Below are 18,698 nucleotides of genomic sequence, written 5' to 3' on the forward strand. Positions count from 1 at the left end.
CTACAATAATCCATGGAAATCGAGTTCGACTGCGCGAAGGACAGCAGGAACGTGTGCCAGCACGGCATATCGTTGGCCGACGCGGGGCTGATGGATTTCGACAAGGCGTTGATTGCAATAGACGACCGGAGGCAATACGGCGAAACGCGCTACATCGCTTACGGCCCCATCGGGGCCCGCCTGCACTGCCTGGTCTTCACCATACGAGGCGACACGCTGCGGGCCATCAGTCTACGCAAGGCCAATTTCCGAGAGGTGCGAGACTATGAACAGGAAATCTAAGCTGACCCTGCCGAGCGCCGACGAGGACGCGGCGATCGCGCGTGGCATCGCGGGCGACCCAGATGCGGTCGAACTGCCTACCGAGCGAATCAAACGCATGCGGCCCGCTCGTGAAGTGTTGGCCGAAGTGCTTGGCGAAGAAAAGGCCGAGTCACTGACCAAGCGGCGCGGACGCCCTGCGCTGCCGGCTGCCGAACGCAAGGTCAGTCAAACACTGCGGCTCGACCCCGACGTTCTGCAGGCGTTCAAGGCCACCGGCGAAGGCTGGCAAACCCGTATCAACGATGCGCTGCGCGCCTATGCCAAGTCTCATCGAATGCTGCCGCGAGGATGCTGATCCCCGCATGACATTACGAGACCAATATCTGCAATCGGTCCTGGCTTGGGCAGGCGCCACGGACGCGGTGCTGGCGTTGATCCAGACCGGTTCGCTGGCACGCCAGGATGATTCCGCGGACGAGTATTCGGACCTCGATATCGAGATCATTTCGCCTGACTCGGATACCTTGGCCAGGGACGACGATTGGCTACACCGGATTGGTCCGCTGATCACGGTGTTGCGTCTCGAAGCCGGCAGCGATCAACCGTGGCCGACGCGGCTGGCGATATACCAGGGCGGCGTCAAGATCGACTTCACCGTCGCCGGCATCGAACGCCTGCGTCGAATGACCGCTCCAGACGGTCTGGACGACCTCTATGCGCGCGGCTATCACGTCCTCCTCGACAAGGCGGGGGTGGCCGCATCGCTGCCGCCTCCGCCATACCGCTTCCCTGTTGAACCTCTGCCTTCACAGCGGGAATTCCAGACGAGTGTCGAAGAGTTCTGGTTCGAGGCATTTCATGTCCCGCGCTATCTGGCGCGTGGAGAACCATGGCTGGTCAAGCAGCGCGACTGGACGATGAAGACGCTGCTGCTGCGCATGGCGCAATGGCACGCGCAGGCGCTGCATCCGGGCCAGGTCGATGTCTGGCACAACGGCCTGCGCATGGACCAGTGGGCCCATCGCGATACGTGGCATGCCATACAGCAGATATTCGGACGTTTCGACGCCGCGGACGCACGACGCGCCTTTGAAGCGACGGTCCGGCTGTACGGGCGCCTGGGACGAGAAGTGGCGGAGCGCGCGGGCCTGGAATATCCAGAAGCCTGCGAAGATCAGATCCAGGCGCTGAATCGGGCGGTGCTTGAGGCCGCGAACTAGCGCTTCGTCACGTCGCCCGCGAACGACTGGATCTTCCGTGTCGGGCCCGACACGATCAGCAGATCGCCGGGCAACACGCGCGTGCTCGGCGTGGCGTGCTGGAAGTCCTCGTTGGCGCGCTTGACGCCCACCACGGTGACGCCCGACTTCTCGCGCACGCCGGATTCCGCCAGCGTCTGGTTGTGGGTCGACGCCGGCGCATGGACCTTGGCGATGGCGAAGCCGTCGTCGAACTCGATGAAATCCATCATGCGCCCGGTGATCAAGTGCGCGACGCGCTCGCCCATATCGGCTTCCGGATAGACGACGTGATGCGCGCCGATGCGCTGCGCGATCTGCCCGTGCTCGGCCGACATCGCCTTGACCCAGATGTCCTTGATGTCCAGTTCGGTGAGCGCCATGATCGTCATCAGGCTGGCCGCAAGGTCCGAGCCGATGCCGACGATGGCATGGGCGAAGTCGGCCACGCCGAGCTGGCGCATCACGTTGACGTTGGTCGAATCGGCCTGCACCGCATGCGTCAGGTAGTTGCCCCAGAGCTGCACGGGCTCCGCATCCTTGTCGAGGCCCATCACGTCGTGGCCCAGACGCATCAGCGACTGCGCGACCGAGCTGCCGAAGCGGCCCAGGCCGATCACGACCACGCTGTCGCCCTTCGAGAAGGAGAACTGCTCGGTAAACAATCTAGCCAACAATTGGGTGCTCCTCTGGATAGCGGAACGGCATGCGGCGCTCGCCCAATACCAGCGATGCCGCCAGCGTGATGGTGCCCACCCGGCCGGCATACATCAGCAGGATCAGCGTCAGTTGGGCCGGCACCGGCAGATCGCCGGTGATCCCCGTGGACAGGCCGGTCGTTCCGAAGGCGGCGATGACCTCGAAGATGATCTGATCAGTCGGCACGTCGGTCGTGCGCAGCAACACCAGTGTACCGAGGGTGACCAGCGCGCTGCCGAGCACCAGCACCGTGATGGCCTGGCGCTGGGCCGAGGCGCCGAGTCTGCGGCCGTATGCCTCGCAGTCGCTTTGCCCGCGAATCTCTGCGATCACCAGCAGGACCAGGATGGCGATCGTGCCCACCTTGACACCGCCGGCGGTGCTCGCGCTGCCGCCGCCGACGAACATCAGGAAGTAGTGCAGCGCCCACGTTTCGGGCGTCAGCAGGCTGATGTCCAGGGTATTGAAGCCCGCTGTCCGTGCCGCGACCGAGGCGAAGGCCGCGGACAGCAGCTTGTCGGCGGCGGACATCGGGCCCAGCGTATTCGGATTGGTCCATTCGAACAGCAGCACCCCGGCGAAGCCCATCGCCAGCAGTACCGCCGTGCCGGCAAGGGTCAGCTTGGTATGCAGGGACCAATGATGCGGGCTGCGCGCCTTGCGCCGGACATCGTGCAGCACCGGGAAACCGATGCCGCCGACCACGGTCGCCAGCATCACCGGAATCAGGATCAGCGCATCGGCGGCATAGCGCGTCAGGCTGTCCGCATGGATCGAAATGCCGGCATTGTTGAAGGCGGACACCGCATGGAACAGTCCGCTCCACACGGCATCGCCCCATGGCAGGTCATGCGCATGGCGAAGCCGCAGCGTCAGCAGCGTCGCGACGATGGCCTCGGACGCCAGCGTCACCGCCAGCACCAGCCGCGCCACGCTGGTCACGTCCCCCATGCCCAGCGAGCGCGTCTCGACCTGCGTGATCAGCCTGGTGCGCAGCCGCAGCGAGCGGTTGACCATCAGCCCCAGCAGGGTGGCTGCAGTCATCATGCCGAAGCCGCCGATCTGGAACAGCACCAGAATCACGGCCTGGCCGAAGCCGGACCAGTAGGTACCGGTGTCGACGACCACGAGGCCCGTCACACAGACGGCAGAGACCGCGGTGAACACGGCCGTCAGCCACGGCACGGGCCGCCCGTCCGCCTGGGAAATCGGCAGCACCAGCAGCAGCGTGCCGGCCGCGATCGCCAGCAGGAAGGCCAGCGCGACGACGCGTGGCGGATGCGCGATGGATTTCATTGGTCGGCCATTGGCGAATCGACGGTGCGGGTCTCGTGCATGCAGGACATCGCTTGTTGTTGTCCGTCCATATTGTCGACTCCGTGAGGGCACTTCACCACGGCGCCAGGGCCTGTTTCCGCGCTACGGCAAGAGCGCCGCCGATTCTACAGGCCCTTTCGCATCGAACCTCCATGGTCATGCTGCCCCGCCATGCAGGCAAGCACCTCGCTCACCATTGCGACCTTTTTACCGTTGCCACCGTTGCCACCGTTGCCACCGTTGCGCGCGTGGTTGTAAGCCGCATTGGCGCGGATGACAAGGCTCGTTAATCACCGTTGCAAAATCGAACAGAATGTCAGACGCCTCGCCGCTACAGTGAACCTTCCCTTGCCTGTAGGCGTTTTATGGAGGTACACGAATGAAGCAACATCTGGCGAAATCCCTGTTGATGGCTGGCGCGATGATCGCGTCGTACCCGCTGCTGGCGCAGCAGTCCCAGCCGATGCAGTCGACTCAGCCGATGCCGGCCGCGCAGACGATGCAGCCGATGCAGTCCGCCCAATCCTCGCCATACGCGCCATCCGCGCCGTCCGCGCAACCCCCCCAATCGATCCAGTCCGCGCCCGCCGCGCAGGCGATGCCGTCGGCTCAGCCGATGCAGGCGATGCCCGCGGCAACGTCGCCGGCTCAAGCCGCCGCACCGGTTGCCGGCGACCCGTACGCGCAAGCTGCCGCCCCCGCTGCTCAGCCGGCCATGGCGCCCGCCGATCCCACCCTGGTGCGCAGCACCGACCCTGCCATCGATCCGGCCAGCATGAGCCTGCCGCGCGATGCGCTCGGCACGCGCCTGGGCCAGCGCAGTCTCTTCCTCGACGGCGCCTGATCGTCGCAGGCCATTCCAGTCGTGCCGGACGCCGCCGCTCGGCCATCGGAGCACGAGCGGCGTCCGGCTTCCGGCGTCGCGGGCGCAGGCGCGAAGCGCCAAGCGCGAAGACGCGACGTGTAGGGGGGCCGCCAAGCGCGGAGATGCAACGCGTGGGGACCGCCAAGCGCGGAAATCGCGAAGCGCGGCTGATGCGAAATCGAATGGGGAGAGTGGTCCCGCCGACAGGAATCGAACCTGTATCTAGCGCTTAGGAGGCGCTCGTTCTATCCATTGAACTACGGCGAGCGGATAGCCGGGCATCGCTGCGACGCCCTGGGATGCGGCCACCGCTGAACCGGTGCAACCGCGCGCGCGGCCATTGGCCGAGGCAGGGGCGGAGTATAGCAAAGTCACTTGGCGGGGGGCGTCTCGCCGGCACCCGGAAATGTGCGATTTCGCGCCCGGAGCCGCGTCGGAGGTGCGATTTCACGCGCGGAACCGCGTCGCGGGGGCGATGTCGCGCGGCGGAGCCGCGTCGTCGAACCGACCCTCGCAGAAATGAAAAGCCCGCCAATGTCCTGGCGGGCTGGCTGCGGACGGGCCGGGCAGTCTAGGTCGACGCTGGCGGCATCGCCACAAGCCACGGTGCAGGTCCTCTTCCTCATGGTTCCGCCGATGTCGCGGCCGCCCATCCGGACCACCCGGACAGTCGGAGGAAGAAGGCGCTGGCGTGCATTGCGGAGATGCCGATGGCGAACAGCGAGGCACTCGCTGAAGACGGCCATCGGGTGGGAGGGTTGTCCGCATCCGTGCCGGCACTTGGTGTCGACACTGCGAGTATAGGGCGGGGGTTCGGGGATGCAAGAGACGTGGACTCGTGACGTGACTCGCGACCTGCCGGCGTCCGTGCCGATGTCCGCCCGAAGGCGCTTGCAGACAATATTTTCGCAGCGCAGCAATATTTTTCGACTTCTGCTAGAATGCGCCCCGTGAGTTCGCAATGCGAGCCGTGCACCCGCCGACCAGCCCCCAAGGCCAGAGGCGATGCCGCTTCCGCTCTCAAGCTCTGTCGCTCGGTTCTCCGGTCGTTTGTTTCAAGTCTTCGACCACACCCGCCGCTTGCCAGAACGCCATCTCACTTGACGCCGCCTCGTCTCCGATCCTGTTGAACAGCCTCGTCGCTGTTTGCCTGCCAGGGACCCGGCTTCCGGTCTTGCACCGGTCGCCCCCTGCCTGCCGCCGTACTGCCAGCTGAGTCTGTCGTCACGGCCTTCCGATTGGCGCCGAAGCCTTTTTAAGACTTTGCACTGCGCCCACCCTCTTGCCGATGGCAGGGGTGCCATGCATCAAGACCCTTACGACATGACCCAGCACGAATTCCGTGCGGAGCAGCCTATTGCCTCCGCCAACGATATTTCCAATACGACCGCGCCGAGCCCGCTGGACCGCCTGCAAGCGATCCTCGAGCCGCAGGACGCACCCGAAGCCGCCGCCTCGGCGGCCGACGGTTTCGCCGCGCTCGGCCTCGATGCCGCGATCCTGCGCGCCCTGACCGAACTGAACTACACCGTGCCGACCCCGGTGCAGGCCCAGGCCATCCCGGCCTTCCTGGCCGGCCGCGACCTGCTGGTGTCGAGCCAGACCGGTTCGGGCAAGACCGCCGCCTTCATGCTGCCGGCGATCCAGCGCATTTCGGAGCGTCCGGCACCGAACCGCCCGCGCGCCGACGAGCCCATCAAGCGCATGAAGGGCAAGCGTCCCCGCCCGGCCCCGGCCCAGCCGTCGCTGCTGGTGCTGACGCCGACCCGCGAACTGGCGCTGCAGGTCACCGAAGCCGCCGCCAAGTACGGCCGCCATCTGCGCCGCATCATCTGCGCGAGCATCCTGGGCGGCATGCCCTATCCGAAGCAGCTGGCGATGCTGTCGAAGATGCCGGACATCCTGGTGGCAACGCCGGGCCGTCTGCTCGACCACATCGACGCCGGCCGCATCGACCTGTCGCAGCTCGACATGCTGGTGTTCGACGAGGCCGATCGCATGCTGGACATGGGCTTCTCCGACGACATCGACGCGATCGTCGCGGCGACGCCGGCCACGCGCCAGACGCTGATGTTCTCGGCGACGGTCGACGGCCGCATCGCGCAACTGGCCGCGCGCCAGCTGCGTGACCCGCAGCGCATCGAGATCGCCGCGGCGCGTGCCGACCAGAGCAACATCGAACAGCGCCTGCACTTCACCGACGACATGTCGCACAAGGAGCGTCTGCTCGACCATCTGCTGCGCGACGCGTCGCTGAAGCAGGCGATCGTGTTCACCGCCACCAAGCGCGACGCCGATTCGCTGGCCGAGCGGCTGTCGGACACCGGCTTTGCCGCCGGCGCGCTGCACGGCGACATGACCCAGGGCGCGCGCAATCGCACGCTGACGGCGCTGCGCCGCGGCAATCTGCGCGTGCTGGTGGCCACCGACGTGGCCGCGCGTGGTATCGACGTGCCCGACATCACCCACGTGGTGAACTTCGATCTGCCCAAGCAGGCCGAGGACTATGTGCACCGTATCGGCCGTACCGGCCGCGCGGGCCGCTCGGGCGTGGCAATCAACCTGGTCAACCACAACGACGCCTTCCAGTGGAAGCGGATCGAGCGCTTCACCAACAACCGCATCACCGCTTCGGTGATCGAGGGCCTGGAACCGCGCCGTACGCCCAAGCCGCGCGCCGGCTTCGGCGGCAAGCCGGGCGGTGCCCGTCCGGGTAACGGTGGCGGCGGCTATCGCGGCGGCGAGCGCAAGTTCGGCGGCGGCGAGTCGCGCGGTTACGGCAACGGCGGCGGCAACGGGGGCGGCTATCGCGGCGACCGCGAGCAGGCGCCCCGCAGCTTCGGCGGCGGCGAATCGCGTGGCTACGGCGGCAACACTGCCGGCGCCGCTGGCAACGGCAATCGCCCGTTCGGCGAGCGCAGCTTCGGCGACCGTCAATATGGCGACCGTCCGTTTGGCGACCGCAAGCCGGCCGAGCGCAGCTTCGGCGATCGCGACGGCAATCGTGGCGGCAATCGCGACGGTGCCCGCAGCTTCGGCGATGGCAACCGCAGCAGCTACGGCAATCGCCATGGCGGGAACGGCGGCGGCTACGGCGGCCAGCGTCAGGGCCAAGGCCAGGGCCGTTCGCGCTTCTCGCGTTAAGCCGGATCGGGGCTCGGCCCCGAGCCGAAAGAAAAGGACGTCTTCGGACGTCCTTTTTTCTTTGCGGAAGCGCCAAACAAAAACCCGCGCCCGCGTCCTCACGCTGCGCGGGTCGTGTTGCGGCGGGCCGATATGTTGGCCGCCTGTTGGTTGCAATCAGTCGCTACCGCTCGCGATCGGTGGCTTCGTTGGCGTCGGCGCCGTGGCGCGCTATTGCACGCTTATTGCCCGCTCATTGCCCCGTCACGACGCGGGCGATGGTGCCGTTGCGGGTCGAGACCAGCAGGAACTCGTTGCCGATGCCAACCCACTGGTGCCCCTTCGGTGGGCGCTCCAGCTGAAACGACTTCCAGTCGTCGATCACGTACTGACGGTCCCGATAGGCGGTCGGCAGGCGATCGCCCTTCTTCCATTGGCCCGGCGCATAGGCATACGGCGAAGCCGAAGGTCCCGGGCCGCCGGGCGCCATGCCGGGAGGCATGCCGCGCGCGTCGCGCGCCGACGGACCGCCGCGCTCGCCGGGTTGAGCGGCTGGTCCCGACGGACCGCCCATCTGGGAGCTACCCCGTTGCGAACCGCCCATCTGCGAGCCCGTCTCCGAGCCGCCCGTCTGCGGCCCGCCCATCTGCGAGCCACCCCGCTGGGACCCGGGTTGGTCCGCCGCGCCTGTGCCGTATCCGCCGGCACCGGCCGAGCCGCCACCGGAGCTGGACTGCGCCAGGCCAACCGATGAACCGAGCACGCCCGCGGCCACCAGCAAACCCATCAACATGTGGTTCCTCTTCATCGAGATCTCCTTGTTGGTTGGGACAGCGATGGCAAGTTACACCCGGGGGCGCGAGGCGGCAACGCAGCTTTGTATCTGGATATTTCGCTTGTGCGGCCTAAGAGACGCGCGGCAACAAGCCCGCGTCGGCCGTATCCGCAGCCGCTACAGGAAGCGGTCCAGCAGCTTGCGGCTGGCCTTGTCCAGCGAATCCAGGCTGCGGATCAGATAGTGGATGCCGTGGCTGTCCGAGATCAGCAGCGTGGTGCCCGCCAGCCGGCGGATGTCCTCCTCGCCGCGCAGCACCAGCCGCGTCGGGCCCCGATCGGTCTCGACCTGCCAGGTGCTCGGCGTGGCGAAGGTCGACACGCTGACGATGCGGCGGATCTCGGGCATGAACTCGCGTCCGGCCAGCTCCTCCTCGACGATCGCGCGCACGGGCGCCGGCAGGTCTTCGAGCCGCTCGATCCAGGCCAGTTCGTGGCCATCGGTGCTGACCAGCGCGATGCCGTCGTCCGGCGCGGTGATCGGGAACGCGCGCACGGCCACCACGCCTTCATGCACGCCGCCGTCCGCGGTCCTCATCACGAGACGGCCGAAGGGATTGCGCGACAGTTCGAACGGGAATGCGACCGCAGTCGTCGATTCGCTTGCTTGCATGATCGGACTTCCTTATTGCACGACCACGGCGCCGGCCGTGACATGGGGCGCGACGGTATTGACCTCGACCGGATCGTCCGGGTCGGTATCGACGTTGCGCGCCTGCGCCTGGTACAGCTTGTAGTAGGCGCCCTCGCGCGCCATCAGCTCGTCGTGCGGGCCGACCTCGACGATGCGGCCGCGGTCCATCACCACCAGCCGGTCGGCCTTTCGCAGCGTCGACAGGCGGTGCGCGATGGCGATCGTGGTGCGGCCCTGCACCAGGTTGTCGAGCGCCTTCTGGATTTCCTTCTCGGTCGCGGTATCGACCGACGAGGTCGCTTCGTCGAGGATCAGGATGCGCGGATCGATCAGCAGCGCGCGCGCGATCGAGATGCGCTGGCGCTCGCCGCCCGACAGCGCCTGCCCGCGCTCGCCGACCAGCGAGTCGTAGCCGTGCGGCAGCCGCAGGATGAACTCGTGCGCATGGGCGGCGCGCGCGGCGGCGATGATCTCGGCGCGCGTCGCATTGGGCCGCCCGTAGGCGATGTTCTCGGCGATGGTGCCGAAGAACAGGAACGGCTCCTGCAGCACCAGGCCGATATGGCGGCGATAGTCGGCCACCGCGAGCGAACGGATATCGACGCCGTCGACGCGGATCGCGCCCTCCGACACGTCGTAGAAGCGGCAGATCAGATTGACCAGCGTGCTCTTGCCCGAGCCGCTGTGGCCGACCAGGCCGATCATCTCGCCCGGACGAATCTGCAGGTCGAGCCCGCGGATCACCGCGCGGCTGCCGTAGCGGAAGCCGATATCGCGCAGCTCGATCGCGCCGCGGACCTGCGGCAGCTGCGTGGGCCGCACCGGCTCGGGCACGCTCGATACGTGGTCGAGGATGTCGAAGATCCGCTTGGCGCCGGCCGCGGCCTTCTGCGTGACCGAGACAATCCGGCTCATCGAGTCCAGCCGCGTGTAGAAGCGGCTGATATAGGTCAGGAAGGCGACCAGCACGCCGACCGTGATGGCATCGCGCGAGACCTGCCAGATGCCGAAGATCCAGACCACCAGCAGGCCCACCTCGGTCAGCAGCGTCACGGTGGGCGTAAACAGCGACCACACCGCATTGACGCGGTCGTTGATCGCCAGGTTGTGCCGGTTCGCCTCGCGGAAGCGCTCGACCTCGCGGCGCTCCTGCGCGAAGGCCTTGACCACGCGGATGCCCGGGATGGTGTCGGCCAGCACGTTGGTGATCTCGGACCAGTTGCGGTCGATCTTCTCGAAGCCATGGCGCAGCCGGTCGCGGACCTGGTGGATCATCCATGCGATGAACGGCAGCGGCACCAGCGTGACCAGCGCGAGCCAGGGGTTGATCGAGATCAGGATGACCGCCGTCATCACGATCATCAGCACGTCGGTGAAGAAGTCGAGCAGATGCAGCGACAGGAAGACGCAGATGCGGTCGCTCTCGTTGCCGATGCGCGCCATCAGGTCGCCGGTGCGCTTGCCGCCGAAATACTCGAGCGACAGCTTCAGCAGGTGTTCGTAGGTGGTGGTGCGCAGGTCCGCGCCGATCCGCTCGGACACCCGCGCCAGCAGATAGGTGCGCGCCCAGCCCAGGCTCCAGGCGATCAGCGCCGCGCCCAGCAGGCCGCCCAGATAGAGCCGCACCAGGCCGTAGTCGATCGGCACGCCGTTCTGGTAGGGGATCAGCACCTTGTCCATCAGCGGCATGGTCAGGTACGGCGGCACCAGCGTGGCGCCGGTCGACAGCAGCGTCAGCACGAAGCCGGCGAACAGCTGCATGCGGTACGGCCGCGCGAAGCGCCACAGCCTCAGCAGCGCCCAGGTCGACGGCGGCGTCTCCAGTTCGCGGCTGCATTGGGGGCATTCGTCCTCGCCCGGCGGCAGCGGCGCGCGGCAGGTCGGGCAGACGCCCTCGACCTCGATGGCCTCGCGCGCGGCCGCGCCGGCGGCCAGACGATCGCGCTGGGCATTGAACGTGTCGAGCAGGCGCAGCGCGGCGGGATTGTTGCCCAGCGTGTAGTGCCAGGCGGCCAGCCGGCCGCTGCGATCCTGCAGCTCCAGCGTGCCGACGCCGGCGTGGTCGCCATGGTGCAGCGTCAGTTCGGCGCCGATGGGCCATTGCCGCCAGCCGCCCTGCCCGTTCCCCGCGTCCTGCGCGTTGTCCCTGGCCAGCACGCGGCGATCGGTGACAACCACCACGCCTTCTGTAAAATGCAGCCGCCGGTCGAGATCGACCTCCAGCCAGGCCAGCACCGTTTCAGCGGGCATGCCTGGGCGGGAGGCGAGTTCGGCCTCCAGCGAGACGCGCCAGGGGTCAGGCAGCGTGGGGGTCGATGATACGGAGGTGGCAGCAAGGGTCATGGTCGGCACAGCGGGCGTCGTTTCGTCGGGCTGCGCGAGCATGGCGCAAGCGGTCGGCCGACGGTCGAAACGACATGTCTTGATACAAATAAAAATGGCGGGCGCTGCCGGAATGCCGATATGTCGCAGACAATTCGGCGCAAGTGCGGTGCAAGCGCGGCGCAAGTATACATAAGCCACATCCGCGCGGCGGCGTCTGTCGCGGCGCACAAACGCTTTTTCGTCGGGAAGTCAACCAGGTCTACGCTGTAACGTTATTGAAAGGTTAGACTTCCGCCCCACGGGCGCATCGCCCATGCCTCAAGCTAATTCAATGAAGAAAAAGGACATTGAGATATTCGATGTCATGTCGCTGCGCGGCCCCAATATGTGGACATATGGGCCGGTGCTGGAGGCGTGGGTCGATATCGGAGAACTGGAGGAATACCCCTCCAACAAGATCCCCGGTTTCTACGAGCGCCTCTCGGCCTGGCTGCCTTCGCTGATCGAGCACCGGTGCAGCATCGGCGAACGGGGCGGCTTCCTGCAGCGGCTGAAGGAAGGCACCTGGCCCGCCCACATCATGGAGCACGTGACGCTGGAGCTGCTGAGCCTGGCCGGCATGCCCGGCGGCTTCGGCAAGGCGCGCGAGACCCCGCTGGTGGGCGTCTACAAGGTCATCGTGACGGCCTGGGACGAACGCGTGGCGCGCGCCGCGCTGTTCCTCGCGCGCGACCTGGTGATGGCCGCGATCGAGGACCGCGCCTTCGACGTCGACGCGGCGGTGGACGAACTGCGCGGCCTGATCGATCGCCACTGGCTGGGCCCGAGCACGGCCTGCATCGTCTATGCCGCCGACGACCGCCGTATCCCCGCGCTGCGCCTGTCCGACAGCAATCTGGTCCAGCTGGGCCATGGCGCACGCCAGCGCCGCATCTGGACCGCCGAGACCGATCGCACCAGCGCCATCGCCGAAAGCATTTCGCGCGACAAGGACCTGACCAAGTCGCTGCTGGAATCGTGCGGCGTGCCGGTGCCCGAGGGCCGGCTGGTGCAGAGCGCCGACGACGCCTGGGAGGCCGCCGAGGAGATCGGCGTGCCGGTGGTGGTCAAGCCCTACGACGGCAACCACGGCCGCGGCGTGTTCACCAACCTGATCAGCCGCGAGGAAGTGCAGACCGCCTATGCGGTCGCCATCGAGGAAGGCAGCGGTGTCATCGTCGAGCGCTTCGTCCCCGGCAACGAACACCGCCTGCTGGTGGTCGGCGGCCGGCTGGTGGCGGCGGCGATGGGGGAATCGGCGAGCGTGGTGGGCGACGGCAAGTCGACCATCGACGAGCTGATCGAACTGCAGATCAACTGCGACCCGCGCCGCGGCAACACCGAGGATCATCCGCTGAACCGCGTGCGGCTCGATTCGGCCGCCCGTCTCGAACTGAAGCGCCAGGGCTTCACCGCGGAGTCGGTGCCGCCCGAGGGCCGCCATGTGCTGATCCAGCGCAACGGCAACGTGGCGTTCGACGTCACCGACCGCGTCCACCCGAGCGTCGCCGCGCATGCCGCGCTGGCGGCGCGCGTGGTGGGCCTGGATATCGCCGGCATCGACCTGGTGGCCGAGGACATCTCCCGCCCGCTCGCCGAACAAGGCGGCGCGATCGTCGAGGTCAATGCCGGCCCCGGCCTGCTGATGCATCTGAAGCCCGCCGCCGGTACGCCGCGTCCGGTGGGCCGCGCCATCGTCGATCATCTGTTCCCGCCCGCGGCCGACGGCGACGCCCCGGCCGACGACGGCCGCATTCCCGTGGTCGGCATCACCGGCACCAACGGCAAGACCGTGGTCGCCAAGCTGGTCGCGCGCCTGCTGCAGCTGTCCGGCCGCCATACGGGCCTGGCCTGCAGCGACGGCCTGTATCTGGATCGACGACTGGTCGAAGGCGGCGATCGCGCCAACTGGGAGGCCGCCACCCGCGTGCTGAAGAACCGCGCCGTCGAGGCGGCCGTGTTCGAGAACGACAGCGGCACGATGCTGTCCGAGGGCCTGGCCTACGATCGCTGCCTGGTGGGCGTGGTCACCAATATCGATACCCCCGACCACCTCGGGCACTACTACATCGAAGACGCCGAGAAGATGTACAGCGTGTTGCGCACGCAGGTCGACGTCGTGCTCAAGCACGGCGCCGCGGTGCTCAACGCGCGCGATCCGCTGGTGGTCGAGATGGCCGAGCTGTGCGACGGCGACGTGATCTTCTTCGGCGCCAGCGCCGAGCTGCCCGCGATCGCCCAGCACCGCGCCGCCGGCAAGCGCGCGGTGTACGTGCGCGACGGCCGCATCGTGCTGGCCACCGGCAACAGCGAGCTGCCGCTGGCCGACGTCGCGGCGATTCCGCTGACCTATGCGGGCCGCGTCGGCTTCCAGATCGAGAACGTGCTGGCGGCGGTTGCCGCGGCGTGGGCGCTGGGCATCTCGCACGAGCTGATCCGCGCCGGCGTGATGACCTTCGACGTGGGCCAGCTCGACGTGCCGGGCCGCTTCACGCTGTTCGAGCGCAACGGCGCCACGGTGATCGTCGACGACGCGCACAACGCGCCGGCGCTCGAGGCACTGGCCAAGGCGCTGGACCGCTTCCCGTCCGAACGCCGGCTGGCCGTGTTCGGCGCCGGCGTCGACCGCCGCGACGCCGACCTGATCGAGCAGGGCAAGGCGCTGGGCGCCGCCTTCGATCGCGTGTTCCTGTGCGAAGACCGCAGCGTCACGCGAAAGTTGCCCGACAGCGAGGCGCGCGCGCTGCTGAAGAAGGGACTGTACGAAGGCCGCCGCGTCAACAAGATCATCGACCAGGGCAGCCGGCGCGAGGCCGTCGAGGCCGCGCTGTCGCAGCTGGTGGCGGGCGATCTGCTGGTGCTGCAGGCCGACGAGGCCGACATCGGCACCACGCTGGACCAGGTCCACCATTGGCTGGGCCAGCCGGCCCGGCGCGGTTGACCGGCCGGCATCGATGGTCAGAGGCAAGGCGCCGAGGCTCCGACACTCTGAAGCGCTGAAGGATAGAACGGTCGCCTGCCGCGGGGTCGCGCCCCGCCCGGCCGGCGACCGACCGATAGGAAACTGATTGATGGAAGTCTCACGCATCCGCGCGCTGCGCGGTCCGAACCTGTGGTGCCGCCACACCGCGATCGAAGCGATCGTCGCGTGCCCCGACGAAGCCGGCACGATCGAGGACCTGCCGGGTTTCGAGGAGCGCCTGCGCGCCCGCTTCCCCGACATCGGCCCGCTGCGCCCCGACGATGCGCACGGCGATGCCTCGCTGGCCCATGCGCTCGAATGCGCGACGCTGCGGCTGCAGGCCGCCGCCGGTTGCCCGGTGACCTTCAGCCGTACCTCGCCCACCGTCGAGCCCGGCACCTATCAGGTGGTGGTGCAGTACAGCGAGGAAGAGGTCGGACGCCTCGCGCTCGATCTCGCCCAGCAGCTGTGCCGCGCCGCGCGCGACGACACGCCGTTCGATCTGGACGGCGCGCTGGCCCGCCTGCGCGAGCTCGACGAGGACGTGCGCCTCGGACCGAGCACCGGCTCCATCGTCCATGCCGCGATCGCGCGCGGCATCCCCTATCGCCGCCTCACGCAGGGCAGCATGGTGCAGTTCGGCTGGGGTAGCCGCCAGCGGCGCATCCAGGCTGCGGAAACCGACATGACCAGCGCGGTCGCGGAATCGATCGCGCAGGACAAGGAGCTGACCAAGAGCCTGCTGCATGCGGCCGGCGTGCCGGTGCCGCAGGGCCGCTCGGTGTGCAGCGCCGAGGAAGCCTGGCAAGTCGCGCAGGAGATCGACGCGCCGGTGGTGGTCAAGCCGCGCGACGGCAACCAGGGCAAGGGCGTGGCCGTGCGCATCCGCACGCGCGAGGAAGTGATGGCGGCCTATGAGGTCGCGGCCGAGATCAGCAGCGACGTGATCGTCGAACGCTATATCCCGGGGCACGATTTCCGTCTGCTGGTGGTCGGCAATCAGCTGGTCGCCGCGGCCCGGCGCGATCCGCCCCAGGTCATCGGCGATGGCGTGCATACCGTGCGCCAGCTGGTCGACGAGGTCAATCGCGATCCGCGCCGCGGCGAGGGCCACGCGACCTCGCTGACCAAGATCCGCTTCGACGATATCGCGCTGGCCACGCTCGCCAAGCAGGGCCTCACCGCGGAATCGGTGCCGCCCAAGGGCACGCGCGTGATCCTGCGCAACAACGCCAACCTGTCGACCGGCGGCACCGCCACCGATGTCACCGACGACGTGCATCCCGAGATGGCGGCGCGCGCGGTGGCCGCGGCGCAGATGGTCGGCCTCGACATCTGCGGCGTCGATGCGGTCTGCGAGACCGTGCTCAAGCCCTTCGAGGAACAGGCCGGCGGCATCGTCGAGGTCAATGCCGCGCCGGGCCTGCGCATGCATCTGCAGCCGTCCTACGGCAAGGGCCGCGCGGTCGGCGAGGCGATCATCTCGACGATGTTCGCCGACGGCGACGACGGCCGCATTCCGGTGGTCGCGGTGTCGGGCACCAACGGCAAGACCACCACGGTCCGGCTGATCACCCATCTGCTGGCCGGCAGCGGCCTGCGCATGGGCATGACCGGCACCGACGGCGTCTACATCAACGGCCAGCGCATCGACACCGGCGACTGCAGCGGCCCGCGCAGCGCGCGCAACGTGCTGATGCACCCCGACGTCGACGCGGCCGTGTTCGAGACCGCGCGCGGCGGCCTGCTGCGCGAGGGGCTGGCGTTCGACCGCTGCGATGTCGCGGTGGTGACCAATGTCGGCGAAGGCGACCACCTCGGGCTGTCCTATATCAGCACGGTCGAAGACCTGGCAGTGCTCAAGAGCGTGATCGTGCAGAACGTCTCGCCGCAGGGCATGGCCGTGCTCAACGCCGCCGATCCGATGGTCGCGCGCATGGCCGACGCCTGCCCCGGCGCGGTGACCTTCTTCGCCCGCGATGCCGAGCACCCGGTGCTGGCCACGCATCGCGCGCAGGGCAAGCGCGTGGTGTTCACCGACGGCGGCGATCTGGTCGCCGCCGAGGGCGACACGCAGGTACGCATCGCGCTGAAGGACATCCCGCTGACGCGCGGCGGCAGCATCGGCTTCCAGGTCGAGAACGCGATGTCGGCGACCGCGGCCGCGTGGGCGCTGGGCATCGACTGGTCGGTGATCCGCCGCGGCCTGGCGACCTTCGTCAGCGACGCCGCCAGCGCGCCGGGCCGCTTCAATCTGTTCGACTACCGCGGCGCCACGCTGATCGCCGACTACGGCCACAACCCGGACGCGATCCAGGCGCTGTGCAACGCGATCGAGACGATGCCGGCGCGCCGCCGCATGGTGGTGATCAGCGGCGCCGGCGACCGCCGCGACGAGGACATCCGCCGCCAGACGCAGATCCTCGGCGGCGTATTCGACGACGTGGTGCTGTACCAGGACCAGTGCCAGCGCGGACGCGCCGACGGCGAGGTGCTGGCGCTGCTGCGCGAGGGGCTGGAAGGCGCCACGCGCGCCAGCGCGGTCGAAGAGATCCGCGGCGAATTCCTCGCCATCGACACCGCGCTGGGCCGCCTGCAGCCGGGCGACCTGTGCCTGATCCTGGTCGATCAGGTCGAGGAAGCGCTGGACCACATCGCGAAGCGGATCGCGGAAGCCGCTTGAGGGGTTGGCGCTCTCCCCCGAGCGGGAGAGGGCTGGGGAGAGGGCAATTGCGCCCCGTCTCCCCTACCCCGCCTCAATGCCGCCCCGGCAACGACAACCTGCGCTCCAGCAGCCGCTGCACGAACGACAGCAGCGTGCTCAAGACCCAGTAGATCGCCGCCGCGGCCAGGTAGAGCGGCAGCGGCTGGTAGGTCGCGGCAATCAATTCCTGCGTGGTGCGCAGCAGTTCGGTGACCGTGATGACCGACACCAGCGAGGTGTCCTTGATCAGGCTGATCAGGCTGTTCGACAGGCTCGGCACCGCGATGCGCAGCGCCTGCGGACCGACCACGTAGCGCAGCGTCTGCGCCGGCGTCAGCCCGAGACTATAGGCCGCCAGCCATTGCCCGCGCGAGATGCCCAGGATCGCGCCGCGCATGCTCTCGGACAGATAGGCGCCGACGTTCAGGCTCAGCGTCAGCACCCCCGCCGGGGTCGGTTCGAGCGCGATGCCGATGCCCGGCAGGCCGTAATACACCACGAAGATCTGCACCAGCAGCGGCGTGCCACGCATCACGCTGACATAGACGCGCGCGATCGCCCGCAGCACGCGGTTGTGGCCGATCCCCATCAGCGCGACCACCAGCCCGATCACCAGCCCGAAGGCCATCGACGACAGCGCGAACTTGATGGTCAGCACCATGCCTTGCAGCAGCACGGGCAGCGAATCGATTACCAGTTGGAGGGATGGCATGGCAGGCGGGATCAGGGGCGCAAGTGGCCGCGCAAGAGAGCGCGCAAAGTCGGAATCATAAAGTGGTGCCCCAAAAAACAAAACGGCAGTGCGATTGCACTGCCGTCTGCCTTTCGGCGATCCGTCGGCTTACTTGACCGGCTTGGTCACGTCCGCGCCGAACCACTTGACCGACAGCCTGGTCAGCGTGCCGTCCTTGCGCAGATCGTCGAGCGCGCGGTCGATGGCCTGCGCGAACTTGGGGTTGTCCTTGCGGTACGGGATCGCGACCTCGGTATCGCCGCCCTGCACCACCGCGCCGGCGCGCAGCGGCAGATTCGACGTCTTGATCAGGTAGTTGACCATCAGCCGGTCGTTCAGCGCGGCATCGACACGCTGCGCGGCCAGGTCGCGCAGATATTCGGGCGCGCCGGGATACGTCTTGACGTCGATGCCCGCCACCGACTTGGCCAGCTCGTTGTAGTTGCTGCCGAGGCTGACGCCCAGCCGCTTGCCCTTCAGATCCTCCAGCGACTTGAATTCGCGCTTGTCGTCCTTGCGCTGGATCAGCTGCGCGGCCGAGTAGACGTAGGGCTTGGAGAAATCCAGCACCTGCTTGCGCTGCGGCGTCACGTTGACCTGATTGACGATCACGTCGAACTTGCCCGCCTGCAGGCCGGCGATGATGCCGCTCCATTCGGTGGTGACGAACTCCGGCTTGACGCCCAGCTTGCCGGCCACCGCGCGCGCGACGTCGACGTCGAAGCCCTCGAGCTGGTTGTTGGCGCCGCGATAGCCGAACGGGGGATAGGTGCCCTCCAGGCCGATCTTCAGCACGCCGGCCTGCTTGACGTTGTCGAGCAGATCGGCGGCATGGGCGCCGGCCATCGCCATGGCGAGCAGCGGCGCCGCGATCAGGGGGCGAATCCAGCCAGCGGGAAACCAGGTCATCGAGTTCTCCAAACGAAGTTGATGGACGGCATGATAGTGCATGCGCCTGACG

14 protein-coding genes and 1 tRNA gene are annotated in these 18,698 nt (G+C 67.9%); 7 read left to right on the forward strand and 8 right to left on the reverse strand.

Annotated elements, in window-relative coordinates:
• Positions 1–12 precede the first annotated feature (12 nt).
• Genes F1599_RS19650 through F1599_RS19660 form a run of 3 tightly spaced genes read left to right on the forward strand, consistent with a single transcriptional unit; the run spans position 13 to position 1,484 of the window.
• The gene (locus tag F1599_RS19650) at positions 13–282 is read left to right on the forward strand and encodes a BrnT family toxin (RefSeq protein WP_150084190.1); all 270 of its coding nucleotides are present in this window, start codon (positions 13–15) and stop codon (positions 280–282) included.
• Complete coding sequence (locus F1599_RS19655) at positions 266–619, forward strand: BrnA antitoxin family protein (protein ID WP_187829159.1); 354 nt, start codon at positions 266–268, stop codon at positions 617–619. The genes F1599_RS19650 and F1599_RS19655 overlap by 17 nt, the downstream gene beginning before the upstream one ends.
• A gap of 7 nt (positions 620–626) precedes the next feature.
• On the forward strand, positions 627–1,484 hold the full coding sequence (locus F1599_RS19660; RefSeq protein ID WP_150084191.1) for an aminoglycoside 6-adenylyltransferase: 858 nt from the start codon (positions 627–629) through the stop codon (positions 1,482–1,484).
• On the opposite strand, the gene F1599_RS19665 is transcribed toward F1599_RS19660, so the two are convergent.
• The gene (locus F1599_RS19665; protein WP_149318021.1) at positions 1,481–2,176 is read right to left on the reverse strand and encodes a potassium channel family protein; all 696 of its coding nucleotides are present in this window, start codon (positions 2,174–2,176) and stop codon (positions 1,481–1,483) included. The two genes, F1599_RS19660 and F1599_RS19665, sit on opposite strands and share 4 nt — an antisense overlap.
• Positions 2,169–3,497, reverse strand: a complete 1,329-nt coding sequence (locus F1599_RS19670; protein WP_150084192.1) for a TrkH family potassium uptake protein — start codon at positions 3,495–3,497, stop codon at positions 2,169–2,171. Before F1599_RS19670 ends, F1599_RS19665 begins: the two co-directional genes overlap by 8 nt.
• Positions 3,498–3,897: 400 nt before the next feature.
• Here F1599_RS19670 and F1599_RS19675 point away from each other — a divergent pair, with 400 nt between their 5' ends.
• Entirely contained in the window at positions 3,898–4,362 is a 465-nt protein-coding gene (locus F1599_RS19675; protein WP_150084193.1) for a hypothetical protein, read from the forward strand.
• A gap of 213 nt (positions 4,363–4,575) precedes the next feature.
• Here F1599_RS19675 and F1599_RS19680 read toward each other — a convergent pair.
• Positions 4,576–4,650 (reverse strand) — tRNA-Arg (locus F1599_RS19680).
• Between the two features lie 1,056 nt (positions 4,651–5,706).
• Here F1599_RS19680 and F1599_RS19685 point away from each other — a divergent pair.
• Complete coding sequence (locus F1599_RS19685) at positions 5,707–7,527, forward strand: DEAD/DEAH box helicase (RefSeq protein WP_150084503.1); 1,821 nt, start codon at positions 5,707–5,709, stop codon at positions 7,525–7,527.
• Positions 7,528–7,759: 232 nt separating this feature from the next.
• Here F1599_RS19685 and F1599_RS19690 read toward each other — a convergent pair whose 3' ends face one another.
• From F1599_RS19690 to F1599_RS19700, 3 genes are all read right to left on the reverse strand, one after another.
• On the reverse strand, positions 7,760–8,314 hold the full coding sequence (locus tag F1599_RS19690; RefSeq protein WP_223819772.1) for an RcnB family protein: 555 nt from the start codon (positions 8,312–8,314) through the stop codon (positions 7,760–7,762).
• 144 nt (positions 8,315–8,458) lie between these two features.
• Positions 8,459–8,953, reverse strand: coding sequence for a cyanophycin metabolism-associated DUF1854 family protein (locus F1599_RS19695; protein ID WP_150084194.1), 495 nt, complete (start codon positions 8,951–8,953; stop codon positions 8,459–8,461).
• A gap of 12 nt (positions 8,954–8,965) precedes the next feature.
• The gene (locus tag F1599_RS19700; RefSeq protein ID WP_149317861.1) at positions 8,966–11,317 is read right to left on the reverse strand and encodes a cyanophycin metabolism-associated ABC transporter; all 2,352 of its coding nucleotides are present in this window, start codon (positions 11,315–11,317) and stop codon (positions 8,966–8,968) included.
• Positions 11,318–11,630: 313 nt separating this feature from the next.
• Between F1599_RS19700 and cphA (F1599_RS19705) the strand changes: the two genes are divergently transcribed.
• Together cphA (F1599_RS19705) and cphA (F1599_RS19710) are read left to right on the forward strand one after the other, a co-directional pair.
• Positions 11,631–14,279: a cyanophycin synthetase gene (gene cphA / locus F1599_RS19705; protein WP_150084195.1), complete on the forward strand. Its 2,649-nt coding sequence runs from the start codon at positions 11,631–11,633 to the stop codon at positions 14,277–14,279.
• Positions 14,280–14,409: 130 nt separating this feature from the next.
• Positions 14,410–16,983 carry a cyanophycin synthetase gene (gene cphA, locus F1599_RS19710; protein WP_149317859.1) on the forward strand — a complete coding sequence of 858 codons (2,574 nt, stop codon included), beginning with the start codon at positions 14,410–14,412 and terminating at the stop codon, positions 16,981–16,983.
• A 73-nt stretch (positions 16,984–17,056) separates the two neighbouring features.
• On the opposite strand, the gene F1599_RS19715 is transcribed toward cphA (F1599_RS19710), so the two are convergent.
• Both F1599_RS19715 and F1599_RS19720 read right to left on the reverse strand, forming a co-directional pair.
• Positions 17,057–17,716: an amino acid ABC transporter permease gene (locus tag F1599_RS19715; RefSeq protein ID WP_149317858.1), complete on the reverse strand. Its 660-nt coding sequence runs from the start codon at positions 17,714–17,716 to the stop codon at positions 17,057–17,059.
• Positions 17,717–17,845: 129 nt separating this feature from the next.
• Positions 17,846–18,589 carry a transporter substrate-binding domain-containing protein gene (locus F1599_RS19720; RefSeq protein ID WP_223819806.1) on the reverse strand — a complete coding sequence of 248 codons (744 nt, stop codon included), beginning with the start codon at positions 18,587–18,589 and terminating at the stop codon, positions 17,846–17,848.
• Positions 18,590–18,698 lie beyond the last annotated feature (109 nt).

Origin of the sequence: Cupriavidus cauae, assembly GCF_008632125.1 — a bacterium.
In the GTDB taxonomy this organism is placed as follows: domain Bacteria; phylum Pseudomonadota; class Gammaproteobacteria; order Burkholderiales; family Burkholderiaceae; genus Cupriavidus; species Cupriavidus cauae.